The sequence below is a fragment of the Sorangium sp. So ce406 genome (assembly GCF_051474675.1).
GTDB lineage: Bacteria > Myxococcota_A > Polyangia > Polyangiales > Polyangiaceae > Sorangium > Sorangium cellulosum_G.
Genome location: NZ_CP150340.1, coordinates 10,588,255 through 10,602,348, shown reverse-complemented (window position 1 = coordinate 10,602,348; position 14,094 = coordinate 10,588,255). Strand labels below are relative to the sequence as shown.

12 protein-coding genes are annotated in these 14,094 nt (G+C 73.6%); 6 read left to right on the top strand and 6 right to left on the bottom strand.

Annotation, left to right across the window (positions count from 1 at the left end; all coding sequences use genetic code 11):
- Positions 1 to 228: 228 nt before the first annotated feature.
- On the bottom strand, positions 229 to 693 hold the full coding sequence (locus WME96_RS39795; protein ID WP_437286776.1) for a membrane spanning transport protein: 465 nt from the start codon (positions 691 to 693) through the stop codon (positions 229 to 231).
- 14 nt (positions 694 to 707) lie between these two features.
- Positions 708 to 1,487: a helix-turn-helix domain-containing protein gene (locus WME96_RS39790; RefSeq protein WP_437286775.1), complete on the bottom strand. Its 780-nt coding sequence runs from the start codon at positions 1,485 to 1,487 to the stop codon at positions 708 to 710.
- A 340-nt stretch (positions 1,488 to 1,827) separates the two neighbouring features.
- Here WME96_RS39790 and WME96_RS39785 point away from each other — a divergent pair, with 340 nt between their 5' ends.
- The 4 genes from WME96_RS39785 to WME96_RS39770 all read left to right on the top strand — a co-directional run bounded on the left by WME96_RS39785 (position 1,828) and on the right by WME96_RS39770 (position 6,554).
- Positions 1,828 to 2,871, top strand: coding sequence for a hypothetical protein (locus WME96_RS39785; RefSeq protein WP_437286774.1), 1,044 nt, complete (start codon positions 1,828 to 1,830; stop codon positions 2,869 to 2,871).
- Positions 2,872 to 2,951: 80 nt separating this feature from the next.
- Entirely contained in the window at positions 2,952 to 3,155 is a 204-nt protein-coding gene (locus tag WME96_RS39780) for a CopZ family metallochaperone (RefSeq protein WP_061615898.1), read from the top strand.
- A 62-nt stretch (positions 3,156 to 3,217) separates the two neighbouring features.
- On the top strand, positions 3,218 to 4,597 hold the full coding sequence (locus WME96_RS39775) for a GH1 family beta-glucosidase (protein ID WP_437286773.1): 1,380 nt from the start codon (positions 3,218 to 3,220) through the stop codon (positions 4,595 to 4,597).
- 202 nt (positions 4,598 to 4,799) lie between these two features.
- The gene (locus tag WME96_RS39770) at positions 4,800 to 6,554 is read left to right on the top strand and encodes a hypothetical protein (RefSeq protein ID WP_437286772.1); all 1,755 of its coding nucleotides are present in this window, start codon (positions 4,800 to 4,802) and stop codon (positions 6,552 to 6,554) included.
- A 91-nt stretch (positions 6,555 to 6,645) separates the two neighbouring features.
- On the opposite strand, the gene WME96_RS39765 is transcribed toward WME96_RS39770, so the two are convergent.
- Positions 6,646 to 6,954: a hypothetical protein gene (locus WME96_RS39765; protein WP_437286771.1), complete on the bottom strand. Its 309-nt coding sequence runs from the start codon at positions 6,952 to 6,954 to the stop codon at positions 6,646 to 6,648.
- Between the two features lie 140 nt (positions 6,955 to 7,094).
- Positions 7,095 to 9,320, bottom strand: coding sequence for a protein kinase domain-containing protein (locus tag WME96_RS39760; protein WP_437286770.1), 2,226 nt, complete (start codon positions 9,318 to 9,320; stop codon positions 7,095 to 7,097).
- Between the two features lie 174 nt (positions 9,321 to 9,494).
- Between WME96_RS39760 and argS the strand changes: the two genes are divergently transcribed.
- Together argS and WME96_RS39750 are read left to right on the top strand one after the other, a co-directional pair.
- Positions 9,495 to 11,228: an arginine--tRNA ligase gene (argS, locus tag WME96_RS39755; RefSeq protein ID WP_437286769.1), complete on the top strand. Its 1,734-nt coding sequence runs from the start codon at positions 9,495 to 9,497 to the stop codon at positions 11,226 to 11,228.
- 146 nt (positions 11,229 to 11,374) lie between these two features.
- Positions 11,375 to 12,610 (top strand): choice-of-anchor L domain-containing protein, encoded by a 1,236-nt coding sequence (locus WME96_RS39750; protein WP_437286768.1) that lies wholly within the window; start codon positions 11,375 to 11,377, stop codon positions 12,608 to 12,610.
- A 38-nt stretch (positions 12,611 to 12,648) separates the two neighbouring features.
- Here WME96_RS39750 and WME96_RS39745 read toward each other — a convergent pair whose 3' ends face one another.
- Together WME96_RS39745 and WME96_RS39740 are read right to left on the bottom strand one after the other, a co-directional pair.
- Positions 12,649 to 13,086, bottom strand: a complete 438-nt coding sequence (locus tag WME96_RS39745) for a hypothetical protein (protein ID WP_437286767.1) — start codon at positions 13,084 to 13,086, stop codon at positions 12,649 to 12,651.
- Positions 13,087 to 13,605: 519 nt separating this feature from the next.
- Positions 13,606 to 13,983 (bottom strand): hypothetical protein, encoded by a 378-nt coding sequence (locus WME96_RS39740; protein WP_437286766.1) that lies wholly within the window; start codon positions 13,981 to 13,983, stop codon positions 13,606 to 13,608.
- Positions 13,984 to 14,094 lie beyond the last annotated feature (111 nt).

The following is a 14,094-nucleotide window of genomic DNA, read 5'->3' as shown; positions in this document are numbered from 1 at the left end:
CGGGGGCTTTGTCAAGGGGCTTGTCGAAGCCGCCGGAACCAATTGGAGCGGCCCGGGCCTCGCCCGCGGCGCCGGTCGGTGCTCCACGAGAAGAAGAGAACTGGAACCACAGAGGGCACAGAGGGCACAGAGGGCACAGAGAAAGAGAATGAATTATTGAGTCTCTCTCTGTCTCTTCTGTCTCTATCTCTTCTCTCTCCCTCTGTGCCCTCTGTGCCTCTGTGGTTTTCATCTCTTCATCCCATCTTCCACCCGCTGAGCAGCCCAGGCGGGCGACACACGCTCTCCGCGCCCCGCGCTGTCCGCGGTCGACGGCGCGCCGGAGCGCCCCTCGGCGAAGAGCGGCGCGAACGCGCGGCGCTCGTGCCAGGTGAGGGCGCCGAGGAGGCCGAGGAGGATGACCGCGTTGACGCCGGCGCGGGGGTCGAGCAGCAGGTGGAACAGGGCGATGTTCACCACGACCGGCCAGAGCAGCGCCGCCGCGAGGGCGCGGCGGCGGCCGAGGAGGAGCAGGACCGCGGCGGTGAGCTCCACGGCCTTGACGGCATAGATGTAGCCGCTGTCGACGAGCATCCGGGTGAACGGGTGGAGCGGCTCCGGGACAGGCACGATGCGGACGAAGCCGTTGATGCCGCCGAGCAGGACGATGAGGCCGAGGGCGATGCGGATGGCGTCGACAGCGCGAGGGGGCATGGGTCCTCCTGGTTTCAGGGGACCACCATGCGCCCCGGCGCGGCCGGCTCTTGTACGAAGTGGCTGCGAGCGACGGCGCCCGGCGTGCGGCCCAGCGTCGCGGCGACCGCGCGCGCGAGGTGGGCCTGGTCGTGGAAGCCGCCGGCGAGCGCGGCCCGGGCCGGCGCGGCGCCGTCCACGAGCGCCCGGACGGCCGCCATGACCCGCAGGAACGTCATGTAATCGCGCAGCGGGTGCCCGAACGCGTCGTGGAACAGGTGGGAGAGCCGCGAGCGCGAGAGGCCCTCCGCGGCGGCCAGCGGGCCCAGCGCGGGGCGGTCCGGCGCCTGCTCCGCGAGGCGACGCATGGCGCGCAGCACGCGGCGGTCGACCGGCGGCCGCTCCGGCGCGAACGCGCGGGCGCACGCGGTCATGAGCTCGCGCGCGGCGGCGTGGTCGAGACGACCGCGGAGCACCTCGCGCGCCGCGGCGCGCACCCGCTCGGCCTGCGCCCCCTCGAGCGCGAACGCCCGCCCGCGGGCGACCGCCTGCGCCCCCGCGCCGAGCCCGTCGGGCGGCAGGAAGGCCGTGACCGTCGGGCCGGGCGCGCTGATCGCGTGGGCGACGCCGGCGCCGGTGAGCACGGGCGCGCGCACCTCGAGCGGCCGCGCGCCCTCGCGCTCGACCTGGAGAGGGCCGTCGACCGGCACCACCAGCTTGACCAGGTGGAGGGCATGGCGGCGCGTTCCGCCCGCGTCCTCGACGACGTGCACGCCGCCCTCGCCGACAAGCGCCGTGTGCTCGCGAGCCGCCACCCGCGAGAGCCAACCACTCCGGCGCGGACGGCGCAAGCGCGCAGCAGCGGTGATCCGCCGCGAGCACCTGAATCCGAAATGAGGCGAAGCGCACGCCCACAAGCGCACGTGAACACGCAAACGATCGGAGCCTCGATGCGCTGTTGACGAAAAGTGACGAAAACTGTCGTCAACGCTGGCAGAGCCGCGCCGGGTCCGGGTAGGATCATCGCCAATCGGGAGCGACATCACGGCGGATTGGGGCCGCCGGGGTGTTGGCGCCAAGGCCTCGTGCCGGAGGACTGGACGCATGTACAGTTACCTTAAGCATTGCGTTGTCGTGTCCATATTTCTCACTGTCGTGGCGATTTCTTCGTGCGAGCGGCCGAGCCACCTCGGTGGGAGCTGCGAGTCGACCGCCGACTGCGAGTCGGACACGCAGTACGCGCCCGGCACGGAGTGCGCGGACGGGGTGTGCACCTGCGTCCAGGAGGGCCACACCCTGTGCTGCGAGCCCGAGGACACGGCGCCTGACTGCTTTCTCGCCTGCCGGCCGTGCAGCGAGTGCCAGGAGGGCTGGTTCAGCTGCGCGCCGGGGACGGCGGGGACGGCGTGCGACAACGACGCGAAGTGCGCCGGCCCGCCGGACCCCCGCTGCGGCGTCGGGCGGTGCGTCGACCGGGTGTGCCAGGTCGACATCTACCCGGGCCCGCTGGCCTCGCAGGTGCGCGGCGACTGCGCGCGGCTGGAGTGCACGCACGCGGGGGAGGTCGTGTCGAGGCCCGACCCGTCGGACCTCTACAACGATGGCAACCTGTGCACCTCGGATATCTGCTCGGAGGCGAACAGGCCTGTCAACGTGCCTCTCGACAACGGGGTCAGCCTCTGGGAGCTCTACAAGGTCGATCAGATCTGCTACGAGGCGGAGACGTTCGACTGCATCGTGGAGGACGACCAGTGCGGGGCCGACCGCATCTGCATCCCGGTCGTGGGCGCGCAGCGCGGCGGGGGCTACTGCGCGCCGCGCCACTGCATCAACGCGCGGCGCGACACGGACGAGGCCGACGTCGACTGCGGCGGTATCTGCAGGCGACCTTGCGAGAGCGGAAAGATGTGCTCCGTCGCGCTGGACTGCATCTCCGGCGTGTGCCTCGGCAGCCCGGGGACGTGCCAGGGCGCGATGGAGGCCGACGGCGTGCGGAACGGGTCCGAGACCGGCGTCGACTGCGGCGGCCCGTGGAAGCCGTGCCCGTCCGGCGACGGGTGCGCGACGGCGGCGGACTGCGAGGCCGGCGTCTGCTGGGCCGGCGTGTGCCAGAGGCCGACGTGCCTCGACGGCGTGCACAACGGCGACGAGCTCGGCGTGGACTGCGGCGGGCAGGCGTGCCCGGCGTGCCCGCGCTGAGCCCGCCGGCGCGGCCGTCGGCCCAGCGCGCCGGCCGGCGGCGCGTTGACGCTGCTGCGTGGAGCGGGCATAGGGGGGTCATGCGCAGACTCGCTATCGAAGGGATGACCTGCGGCCACTGCGTCCAGGCGGTCTCGAAGGCGCTCGCGAAGGTGCCCGGCGTCACGCGCGTCGGCGAGGTGAGCCTCGAGCGCGGCGAGGCGGTCGTCGAGGGGAGCGCGACGGCGGAGGCCCTGCTCGCGGCCGTGCGCGACGCCGGCTACGAGGCGCGCGACGCGGGCTGACGCGGCGGTGCGCTGACGTCGCGTGCCGGACATCGGCCGCCTTTGATATGGTGGCGGCCACCATGACGCGAGAACAGGGTCACAAGGGTTTTCCCGAAGGGTTCCTCTGGGGCGCCGCGGCGGCGTCGTACCAGATCGAGGGCGCCGCCCAGGAGGACGGCAAGGGGCCGTCCGTGTGGGACATGTTCTGCAGGAAGCCGGACGCGGTGTGGAACGGCCAGACGGGCGACGTCGCGTGCGACCACTACCACCGGTACCGGGAGGACGTCGCCCTCATGCGCGACATCGGCCTCCGCGCCTACCGACTCAGCACCTCGTGGCCGCGCGTCCTGCCCGAGGGCACGGGCGCCGTCAACGAGCGCGGGCTCGCGTTCTACGACCGCCTCGTCGACGCGCTGCTCGAGGCGGGCGTCGAGCCCCATATCACCCTGTTTCACTGGGACTTCCCGCTCGCGCTCTACCACAAGGGCGGCTGGCTGAACCGCGACAGCGCGGACTGGTTCGCCGAGTACACGAGCGTCGTGGTCCGGAAGCTCGGCGACCGGGTGAAGGACTGGATGACGCTCAACGAGCCTCAGGTGTTCGCCGGGGCCGGCCATTACGAGGGTCGCCACGCGCCCGGCGACCGGCTGCGCTTCGCCGAGGTCCTGCGCCTGTGCCACCATGTCCTGCTCGCGCACGGCAAATCGGTGCAAGCGATCCGCGCGGCGAGCCCCGGCAAGTGCAACGTCTATTATGCGCCTGTCGCGCAGGTGAAATACCCCGCGAGCTCGTCGCCCGAAGATCTGGAGGCCGCGCGCGCGGCCACGTGGTCGGTGAACGCGCGCACGACGTGGACCAACACGTGGTGGATGGACCCCGTGTTCTTCGGCAGGTACCCCGAGGACGGGCTCCGCCTGTTCGCGAACGAGCTGCCCGAGATCCGGGGCGGCGACATGGAGATCATCGCGCAGCCGGTCGATTTCTGCGGCGTGAACGTCTACTGGGGGTTCCCGGTGCGCGCCGGCGCGAGCGGCGCCGCCGAGGTCGTGCCGCACCCGGTCGGACACCCGATCACCGCCTTCGAGTGGTCCGTCACCCCCGAGTGCCTCTACTGGGGGCCGAAGTTCTTCTACGAGAGATACAAGCGCCCCATCGTGATCACCGAGAACGGCCTGTCCACCCGGGACTGGATATCGCTCGATGGGAAGGTGCACGACCCCCAGCGCATCGACTTCATGGCGCGCCACCTGATCGAGCTCCGCAAGGCGATCGCCGACGGCGCGGTCGTGAACGGCTATTTCCACTGGTCCATCCTGGACAACTTCGAGTGGGCCCACGGCTACAAGCACCGCTTCGGCCTCGTCTTCGTCGATTACCCGACCGGCAAGCGCGTGCCCAAGGACTCGGCGCACTGGTATCGCGAGGTCATCGCCTCGAACGGCGCGACCCTCGGGGGGTGAGCGGGCGGCTGCCCCGAGCCATCCCCGGGGCCGCCACAGCAAGACAGTCAGCCAGGCAGCGCCTGCGCAGGCCCGCCGCGCCGGTCCAGGCGCTGCCGGCGGGAGGGCGGCAGTGTGGACGCACGGGGCGCGAACGACGGGTTTCTGCTCACCGCCCTCGGCGGGCTCATGCCGTCCGCTCGCGTGAGATAGCCTCGCCTCCGTGAAGAGCCGTGCGCCAGTCCAGGTTGTTCTGGGCCCTCTCCTCGCGACCTCGCTCGCCGCCTGTGCGAGCGCGCCTGTCGCGTCGAAGCCTGCCGCGGAGTTCCCCAGCCAGGCCGCGCTGCGGGCGATCGAGGCGAAGCCGGCGGCGCCCCCCGCGATGCCGCAGGAGCGGGAGGTCGACGGGAGCTGGGCTCCGGCGGGCTCGCTGCCCGAGCTGGCCGGCGACGAGCCATGGCAGGCGGCGAGCGCCTGGGACGCGGCGTTCAGCGCCGCCGTCGATCGGGCCGAGCGCCCGCCGCGCGTCACGCGGTCGATGAGCTGCGCCGCGCGCGAGATCGGGCGCTTCCTCCTCGAGCACGCGGAGCCGCCTCCCGAGCGGCTGCGCCGCTTCATGACCGCCGCGTGCGGGAGCGCGACCAGCGTGACGAGCTACGCTGTCCACGGCGGCGAGGTCCCGGAGACGGCGACGGACGAGGAGGTGCTCGCGCGCTGGCAGGGCGAGTTTCGCGCGCGCGTCGAAGAGCGCCTCCGCCCAGGGATGGACGTCGCGGGCTTCTCTTTCGAGCGGATCGCGGGCCGCGCGGTGGCGCTCGCCGTCTTCGGCTCCGCGGAGGCGGAGATCAAGCCGTTCTCCCCGGTGCCCGACGCGCGGGGCGAGGTCGTCATCGAGGGGCGGTTGACGAGGCCGGCGGACGAGGTGACAGCCTATGTGAACCGCGGGCGCACCGGCGTGGCGCAGTGCGATGTCGATATGGCGGTCCCGCGCCCGGGCTTCCGGGTGATCTGCCACCCTGATCCGCGCGATCGCAGCGCGTGGATCCAGGTGCTCTACGCGCCGCCGAAGCGCGTCCTCTCGAGGCCGTTCGCCCACGTGCTCGCCCGGCGTCCCGGCCTCGCGCCGGTCTACCAGGAAGAGGCGGACCCCGCCTCCCCGCCGATCTCCCGGCCAGTCGACAGCGCCGCGCAGTTCACGCGCGTGGCGCTCGACCAGCTCAACGCCGCGCGCGCGCAGGCGGGGCTCCGCCCCGTGACGCTCGCGGCGCGGGAGTCTGCGACCGCGGCGCGGCTCGCGCCGCGCTTCTTCGCGGCGGCGTTCGGCGAGACCGAGACGCCGGACGCGGATCTCATCGCGCTCGGGCTGCTCGCGGGCTGGGAGGTCGACGGGACGATCCGGGACGGCAACTTCCTCTCGAACTACTCGCCGCACGGCCTGGACGCGGGCCGCTGGCTCTCTGCCGCGCTGGAGATGCCGATGGGGCGCGCGACGCTCCTCACGCCCGACATCGAGCAGATCGCGATCGGACCGCTCGTGACGCGCGAGCCCGACGGGCTCGGGGCGATGGTCACCAGCTACCGCTTTCACCACGGCAGCGATCACACCGCCGACGTGAACCTCCTGCTCACCCGCGTCATCGACGCGCGCCGGCGGATGGGGCTCGCCCCGCCGAAGCGCCTGGCCAGCATGCCCGAGGTGATGAAGGAGGAGCTCGGCCTCGTGCACGCGGGGGAGCTCGACGCGGGATCCGCGCTCGACGCGGTGCTGGAGCAGGCGGTCCACCGGTTCGGGCGCAACATGCGCGGCTACGTCGTCGAGGCGACGTCGATCGACGCGCTGGAGCTCCCGCCCGAGATCCTGCGCCAGCGCGCGCTGCACCTCGACATCGGCGTCACCCACCACCGGCCGAAGGGCGCGGCCTGGGCGCAATACGTGATCTTCATCGTCTACGCCGACTACAGCGCGAACGAGGTGTGAGGCACGGCCACCCGCCCGGAACCGCCGGGCGAATGGCCGCATCGCCGGCGCGCGCTCCGCGGCCCCCGCCGCCGAGGAGCGCCCGGGCCGCTCAGGAGGCGATCGGCTCCTCGCCGTCTTCCTCGTCCTCGTCGTCGAGCGCCTCGTCGTCGCCGCTCGCCAGGTCGTACCCGTGCGGATCGAAATCGTCGAACATGGCCTGCAGGCGCTCGGTCAGCGAGTCCCACGTGTCCGGCGGCTCGCCGGACTGGCGATCGCGCTCGGCCAGGGCGAGCGCGGCGGCGACCGCCGACGTCAGCGGGCGCGCGTCCTGGAGCACCGCGACCTTCGAGGCGTCGCCGCTGCACGCGTACGCCAGCAGATACGCCCTGTAGATCTCCTCATTCGTCTTGTCGCTCATTCCTCTTCCTTCGTCCTTGTCGTCCCGCGCGCCCCTCGAGCCGTGCTCTGGCTTACTGGGCGCCGTGGACCGGGGGTGCGAGCGTAGCCCATCTCGACGCCCACGGGGGCCTCGCGCGGGCGGCGCGGGCGGGCCGGTCGTCAGTGGTGCAGCCGATCGCGCAGCGTGCGCACGGCGCGCTCGAGCCCCGCGTGATGATGGAAGCAGCACTGCCCGATGCGCGGCTGGCACTGCGACGAGCGGAGCATCTCCAGGAACACGAGCGCGCGCGCGTCGCCCTCGAGCGCCGCGCGCTCGAAGAGCGCGTGCTTGCGCCGGCAGGGGGCCTCGCGCAGCTCGACCGCGATGCGCAGCGGGACGCTCGCGCGCTTCAGCACCTCGGGGCGTCGCAGCAGCTCGGCCGCGCGCTTGCCGCCCTGCGTGCCCCCGTAGCCGCTCACCATCTCGTAGGCGATGTCGAGGCCGTCGGGGCCGAGGCGGCTCTCCAGGGCGTCGAAGATCGCGTCCGCGCGGCCGTCGGTCCGGTACGCGCTCTTCACCGCGACGGCGGCCGCGGCCGTCATCACGTCGCGATCCGCGAAGGCGGCGCGATCCCTGTCGAGCAGCGCGAGCAACGCTTCCTCTGCCGCCTCCCACCGCTTCGCCTGGACCGCCTCCACGAGGCGCGCCCGCTCGGCCGGCAGGGCCGCGCCGTCGATCGGCCCCGGACCCGCGGGCGCCGCGCCTGCGTCGGCCGCCGGACCCGCGGCGAGCGCCGCGCCTGCGTCGGCCGCCGCCTCCGCGGCGAGCGCCGCGCCTGCGTCTCGCGCCGCCTCCGCGGCGAGCGCCGCGCCTGCGTCGGGCGCCGCCTCCGCCAGCGCCGCGCCTGCGTCGAGCGCCGTGGCTGCGACGGGCGCCGTCACGGAGCCGGCCAGCCCGGGGTCCGTGGCGCCGGCGGCCGGCGCTGCGGACGGGGCTCGCGGCCGCGCGCCGACGGCGCCTGGCGCCCCGGCGGCCGGCGCCTGCATCGCGGCGGGCGCCTCCCCGAGCTCCGCGCCGGCGACGGCCAGCGTGGGCGCGCCCGCGTCCAGGCGGCGGAGGAGCAGCGCGCCCGCGGCCACGCCGACCGCGCCCACCGCCGCCACGCCGAGGAGCCACCCCAGCGCGCTCCTGCGCTGCCGCGGACCGCGCCCCTCCGCCCCGCGCGCATCCTTCCCGGCGGGCGCCGCGCCCGCGCCCGCGCCCGCCGCTCCCGCGCGCGCCGCGCCGGCACCCGCGCCCGCGAAACCGCCGGCCCCGGCGCCTGCCCGGTCCAGCTGCGCCGGCGGCGCGGCGGGCTCGATCGCGCGCAGCGCGCCCCCGTGCGGCGCGACGCCGCCCGAGAGCGGCTCTTTCCACGGGAGCAGGCCGATCGCCTCGGACCTCGGCACGGCCGCGTCGAGCGCGGCGAGCAGCGCCCGCGCGCTCGCGGGGCGCGCCGCCGGGTCCTTGCGCAGGAGGCGCATCACGAGCGCCTCCAGCTCGCGCGGCGCGTCCACGCCCGGAGCGCGCAGCCGCAGCGGCGGCGGCGCCGTCTCGCACTGATCGCGGAACAGCTCGACGGGCACGATCGAGTCGAACGGGTGCTTCCCCGCGAGCATCTCGTAGAGGATGAGCCCGAGGGCGTACAGATCGGAGCGCTCGTCGACGCTCTCCATGCCCTGCGCCGCCTCCGGCGCCATGTACGCGAGCGTGCCGAAGACCATGCCGCTCAGCGTGATCGGGGCGGGCTCGGGCCGCGCCTCGCCGCTGTGCGCGTCCGTCGTGGAGAGGCGCTCGAGCGGGACCTTCGCGAACCCGAAATCGATGAGCTTCACGGCGTCCGTGCCGTGCTCGACCATGACGTTGCGCGGCTTGAGATCGCGGTGGATGACGCCGCGCTCGTGCGCCGCGGCGAGCGCCGCCGCGATCTGCCGCGCGATCTCGGCGGCGCGCGCGGCGGGCACCGGGCCCTTCTTGATGATGCGGTCGAGCGTCGTGCCGCGGACGTACTCCAGCACGAGGAACCGGGAGCCGTCGGGCAGGCTCCCGAAGTCGGTCGCCGACGCGATGTTCGGGTGCTGGATGTGCGCGCCCGCGATCGCCTCGCGCTCGAAGCGCGCGGTGAGCTCCGGGGAGCCCTTCGCCGCGGGCAGGAGGAGCTTCACGGCCAGCCACTTGCGCAGCAGCAGGTGCTCGGCCTTGTAGACCGCGCCCATCCCGCCGGTCGCGACGAGCTCGACGATCCGGTACCGGTCCGAGATGACCTTCCCCACCATCTGGGCCGCCGCGCTCTCGGCCGGCGCGCCGCTCGCGTCGCTCGCGGCGGGCGGCGGAGGGCCGGGGGCAGGGGGCGAGGAGGCGCTCACGGGAAGGCGTGAACTGTCCGGCCTGGTGCGTTTTTTGTCAAAGGCGGAGACGAGCGGAGAGGGACGGAGAGGAGCGTGAGGGGGCGGAGAGGAGCCGAGGCGGCGCCGACGCGGCGGCCGGGGCGCGCCGGCTTGCCTATTGAATGCGCCGCGTGCCCGGGCCAAGGATGCGCCATGGCCGATCCCGTCCACGCCCTCGCCCGCGCACTCCAGGCGGCGATCACCGCCGCGTTCGGCGCCGAGCACGCCGCCACCGATCCTTCCCTGCGCCGCTCCGCCCACGCCGACTACCAGGCGAACGCCGCCATGGCGCTCGGCAAGCGCCTCGGCAGGCCGCCGCGCGAGGTCGCGGCCGCGATCGTGGCGCACCTGGAGGTCGGCGGGATCTGCCGCAAGGTCGAGATCGCCGGCCCCGGGTTCGTGAACCTGACGCTCGACGACGCCTACCTCACGGGCGAGCTCGCCGAGACGGCGGGCGGCGGGCGGCTCGGCGTCGCGCCCGCGGCGCAGCCCGAGACGGTCATCGTCGACTACTCGGGCCCGAACGCCGCGAAGGAGATGCACGTCGGCCACCTGCGCAGCACGATCATCGGCGACGCCCTCGCGCGCGTCCTCGAGGCGCTCGGCCACCGCGTGATCCGCCAGAACCACCTCGGCGACTGGGGCACCCCGTTCGGCATGCTGATCGAGCACATGCTCGATCTCGGCGAGGCCGAGGCGGCCGAGGAGCTCTCGGTCGGCGATCTCGACGCGTTCTACCGGCAGGCGCGCGCCAAGTTCGACGGCGATCCCGCGTTCGTCGAGCGCTCTCGCCAGCGGGTCGTGCGGCTCCAGGGCGGCGACGAGCCGACGCTCGCGCTCTGGCGGAAGCTCGTGCGCGAGTCGACGCGCTACTTCGAGTCGGTCTACCGCCGGCTCGGCGTGACCCTGACCGAGGCCGATTTCGCCGGGGAGAGCTTCTACAACCCGATGCTGACCGACGTCATCGCCGAGCTCACCGACAAGGGGCTGGCGCGCGAGAGCGAGGGCGCCCTCTGCGTCTTCCCGGCCGGCTTCACCGGCAAGGGCGGCGAGCCGCTGCCGCTCATCATCCGCAAGCAGGACGGCGGCTACGGCTACGCCACGACCGACCTCGCGGCGATCCGCCACCGCCTCGCGACCGTCGGCGCGCAGCGGATCGTCTACGTGGTCGGCGCGCCGCAGAGCCAGCACTTCGCGATGGTCTTCACGACCGCGCGGGAGGCCGGCTGGCTCAGGCCGCCGGCGCGCGCCGAGCACGTGGCCTTCGGCTCGGTGCTCGGCGCCGACAAGAAGATGTTCAAGACGAGGGCAGGCGACACGGTGAAGCTCGCGAGCCTGCTCGACGAGGCCGTGGAGCGCGCGACGAAGGTGGTGCGCGAGAAGAACGCGGAGCTCGACGCCGAGGCGGCCGGCGCGGTCGCGCGCGCTGTCGGCGTGGGCGCGGTGAAGTACGCCGATCTCTCGAGCGACCGGATCAAGGACTACGTGTTCGACTGGGACCGGATGCTCGCCTTCGAGGGGAACACGGCGCCTTACCTGATGTACGCGCACGCGCGCATCCGGTCGATCTTCCGCAAGGGCGGCGTCGAGTCCGCGCGCGGCGCCGGGTTCGCGCTCGGCGATCCGGCCGAGCGGGCGCTCGCGCTGGAGCTGCTCCGGTTCGGCGCCGTGCTCGAGGACGTGGCCGCCACGCTCGAGCCGCACCGCCTGTGCGGCTACCTCTTCGAGCTCGCCGGGTCGTTCACGACCTTCTACGAGCGCTGCCCGGTGCTCCGGGCCGAGAGCGACGAGGTGCGCCGCTCCCGCCTGGCGCTGTGCGATCTCACGGCGGAGGTGCTGGCGAAGGGCCTCGGCCTGCTCGGGATCGACGCGCCCGAGCGGATGTAGCGCGCGGGCCGCCGCGCCCCCGGAGAGGGCGCGCCCCCGTCGCCTCCGCCCGAAGCGCGGGCGAGCCCATCAGGGCGCGCGCGACGCCGCCCACCTTTCCCGGGGTTCGCGCGCGCTCGTTGCGATGGCCGTGGCAAAGTACAGACATGGTGAAACGACGGTTTTCTCTCCCCGGCGCCGGCGTCGCGGCGCTGGGGGCGCTCGTCGCCGCGCTCGGGTGCTCGGCGGTGGGGGGCGCGCCCGCGCAGGGCGGCGCGGGCGATGAGCGCGGCACGGTGTCCTCGGGGGCCGGCGGCGAGGAAGGCCCCGGCGGGCTCGATGCGCCGGGCGGGCCGGGGCTGGGCGGCGGCGGCGCTGGCCCCGTCGCCGACCCCAACGCGGACAGCGACGGCGACGGGTTCACGCCCGCCGGCGGCGACTGCAACGATGCGGATGGAAATGTGAACCCCGGCGCGATCGAGGTCGAGGTCACGGAGCCTGACGCGAGCGGCCAGGTGCCTGCGCCTGCGGACGAGGACTGCGACGGCGCGGTCGACAACGTGGCGCCGCCCTGCGACGAGGGGCTCGCGCTCGAGGACTTCGATCCGATGAACGGGGCGAGGGCGATCGACCTCTGCGCGGTCGCGTCCCGCGAGGACGCGCGGTGGGGCGTGCTGTCGGCCAGGTACGTCCGCGGGAACGGCTCGCCGGCGGCGCGCTCGCGGGCGGTCGGGCTCTTCGACGGGTTCGGGCCGAACGTGCACGTGCAGGGCGGCGCGCGCCTGCTCGCGCTCTCGACCGGGCGCGCCCGGCTGCCGGACCACCCGGACGCCTGCTGGACCGAGAGCTGCTCGAGCTACGGCCCTGGCGCCGCGCCGCCCGGGTTCCCCCAGGACAACCCGGACTGTCCTCCTTCCGATTTCATCAACGACGATATCGGGCTCGAGGTCGTCCTGCGCGCGCCGAGGAACGCGACCGGCTACGAGTTCCTCTTCAAGTTCTATACGTACGAATATCCGGAGTGGGTCTGCGAGGACTTCAACGATCAGTTCGTCGCGCTGGCCACGCCGGCGCCTCCGGGGTCGTACAACGGCAACCTCTCGTTCGACGAGGAGGGCAGGCCGGTCAGCGTCAATATCGCGTTCTTCGATGTCTGCGACGGATGCCCGCGCGGCTCTGGCGAGCTCGCGGGGACGGGGTTCAGCCCGCGCCACGACGGAGCCACCCGGTGGCTGAAGACCAGGGCGCCGGTGCGCGGCGGCGAGGAGATCACGCTCCGGTTCATCCTCTTCGACACCGGGGATGATCGCTTCGACTCCACCGCGCTCATCGACGGGTTCCGCTGGATCGCGACCGGCGGCACGGTGAGCCTGGAGACCGCGCCCGTCGTCGATCCGCATTGAGCTGGCCGCGTCGCGCTGACCTCATCGAGCCCGCCGCGTCACTTGCAGGTCCGGCACGCGCCCCCGCAATCCACGTCGAGCTCGCTCCCGTTCAGGATCCCGTCATCGCAGGAAGGCTCCTGACAGACACGCTCCCTGCACACGCCGGACGCGCAGTTCTCCCCGGCGAGGCACCCCTCGCCGGCGGGGCAGAGCGGGCACGAGCGGGTGCCGCAGTCGACGCCGGTCTCGAAGCCGTTCGCCACGCCGTCCACGCACGTCGGCGCCTGGCAGGCCCCCAGGCGACATACGCCCTCTTTGCAGTCGAGCCCCGTCTCGCACACGGCGCCGAGGCCGCAAGGCGCGCAAGAACCACCGCAATCGGTGTCGGTCTCCCCCTTGTGATCATCCATGACGCCATTGGTGCAGTGCGGGGGAATACAGGCGTCTTCCGTGCAGGTCCAGCCCTCGGGGCACTCGTCGCAACTCCAGATCATGATGGCCCCGTTCTCCCCGCACGACAGGAAAAGAGGCGCGGTCAGCCCCAATGCAATGACGCGTCGAAGCATGGTGCTCGCTCTTCTTTGTAGTTGATGGTCTGGTGACGACGACAGTACATCATGCACGGCGGTCGAGGGCGCCGATCTGGCCGTTTACGCGCGGATTTGTAGCATTCCGGATTGTCGTCCCAGATTGCCAAATAATCGACATGAGGAGATCCGCCCGGGGGGAGGCGACGCCCGGAGATGCCTGGATCGGACGCGCGGAGAGCGCGGCGCCGGAGATCCGACGCGCGGAGATCGGACGTGCAGAGTGAGGACAGGGAAGGGAGCTCGTCGACGCGAGAGGCGCCGCAGCGCCGGCCGTTCTCTACGGATTCGACAGCAGCGCGCCGCGCGCGCGCGGCCGACTGGGCCGCTCGGGGCGCCGTGGCGGGGAGGTGATGGCGAAGAGGGGTGCTGTGACGGCGCCCTGGCGGCGCCGCGGGGCAGGGCGCGCGCTGGCGCCCGCGGCGCTCAGGGGCTCGGGGCGGCGCGGCGCGCCGCGACGAACGAGCGCACGCAGACGACGACGTAGCCCGCGGAGAGGACGGCCATCAGGGACTGCGCGATGACGGCCGCCGGCCGCTCCACGTCGCCGCCGGAGAGCAGCGCCGGCAGCTTCGACAGGCCGCGGGCCGAGCCGAGGACGCCGAGGACGCCGAGCAGCGCCGACGCGTGCATGGCGTGCATGCGGTACTTCTCCTGCCTCGCGACCAGCCCGAGCCCGACGGCGACGACCCCGAAGCCGGCCGGGATGAGCGCCGTCGGCGCGCTCGTCGCGGCGAAGCCGCCGACGCCGAGCGCCGTGAGCAGCGCGCCGTAGCCCAGGGTCACATTCGACATGCTCGACATGCAGAGCCTCCTTGTCCGAGCCCCCGGGATACCGCGGCCGGCGCGCGCCCGCCACCGCGGCCTTCCGCGCGCCCGCCGCGACGGCTTCGGGCCGCCGCGCCCGCCGCGCCC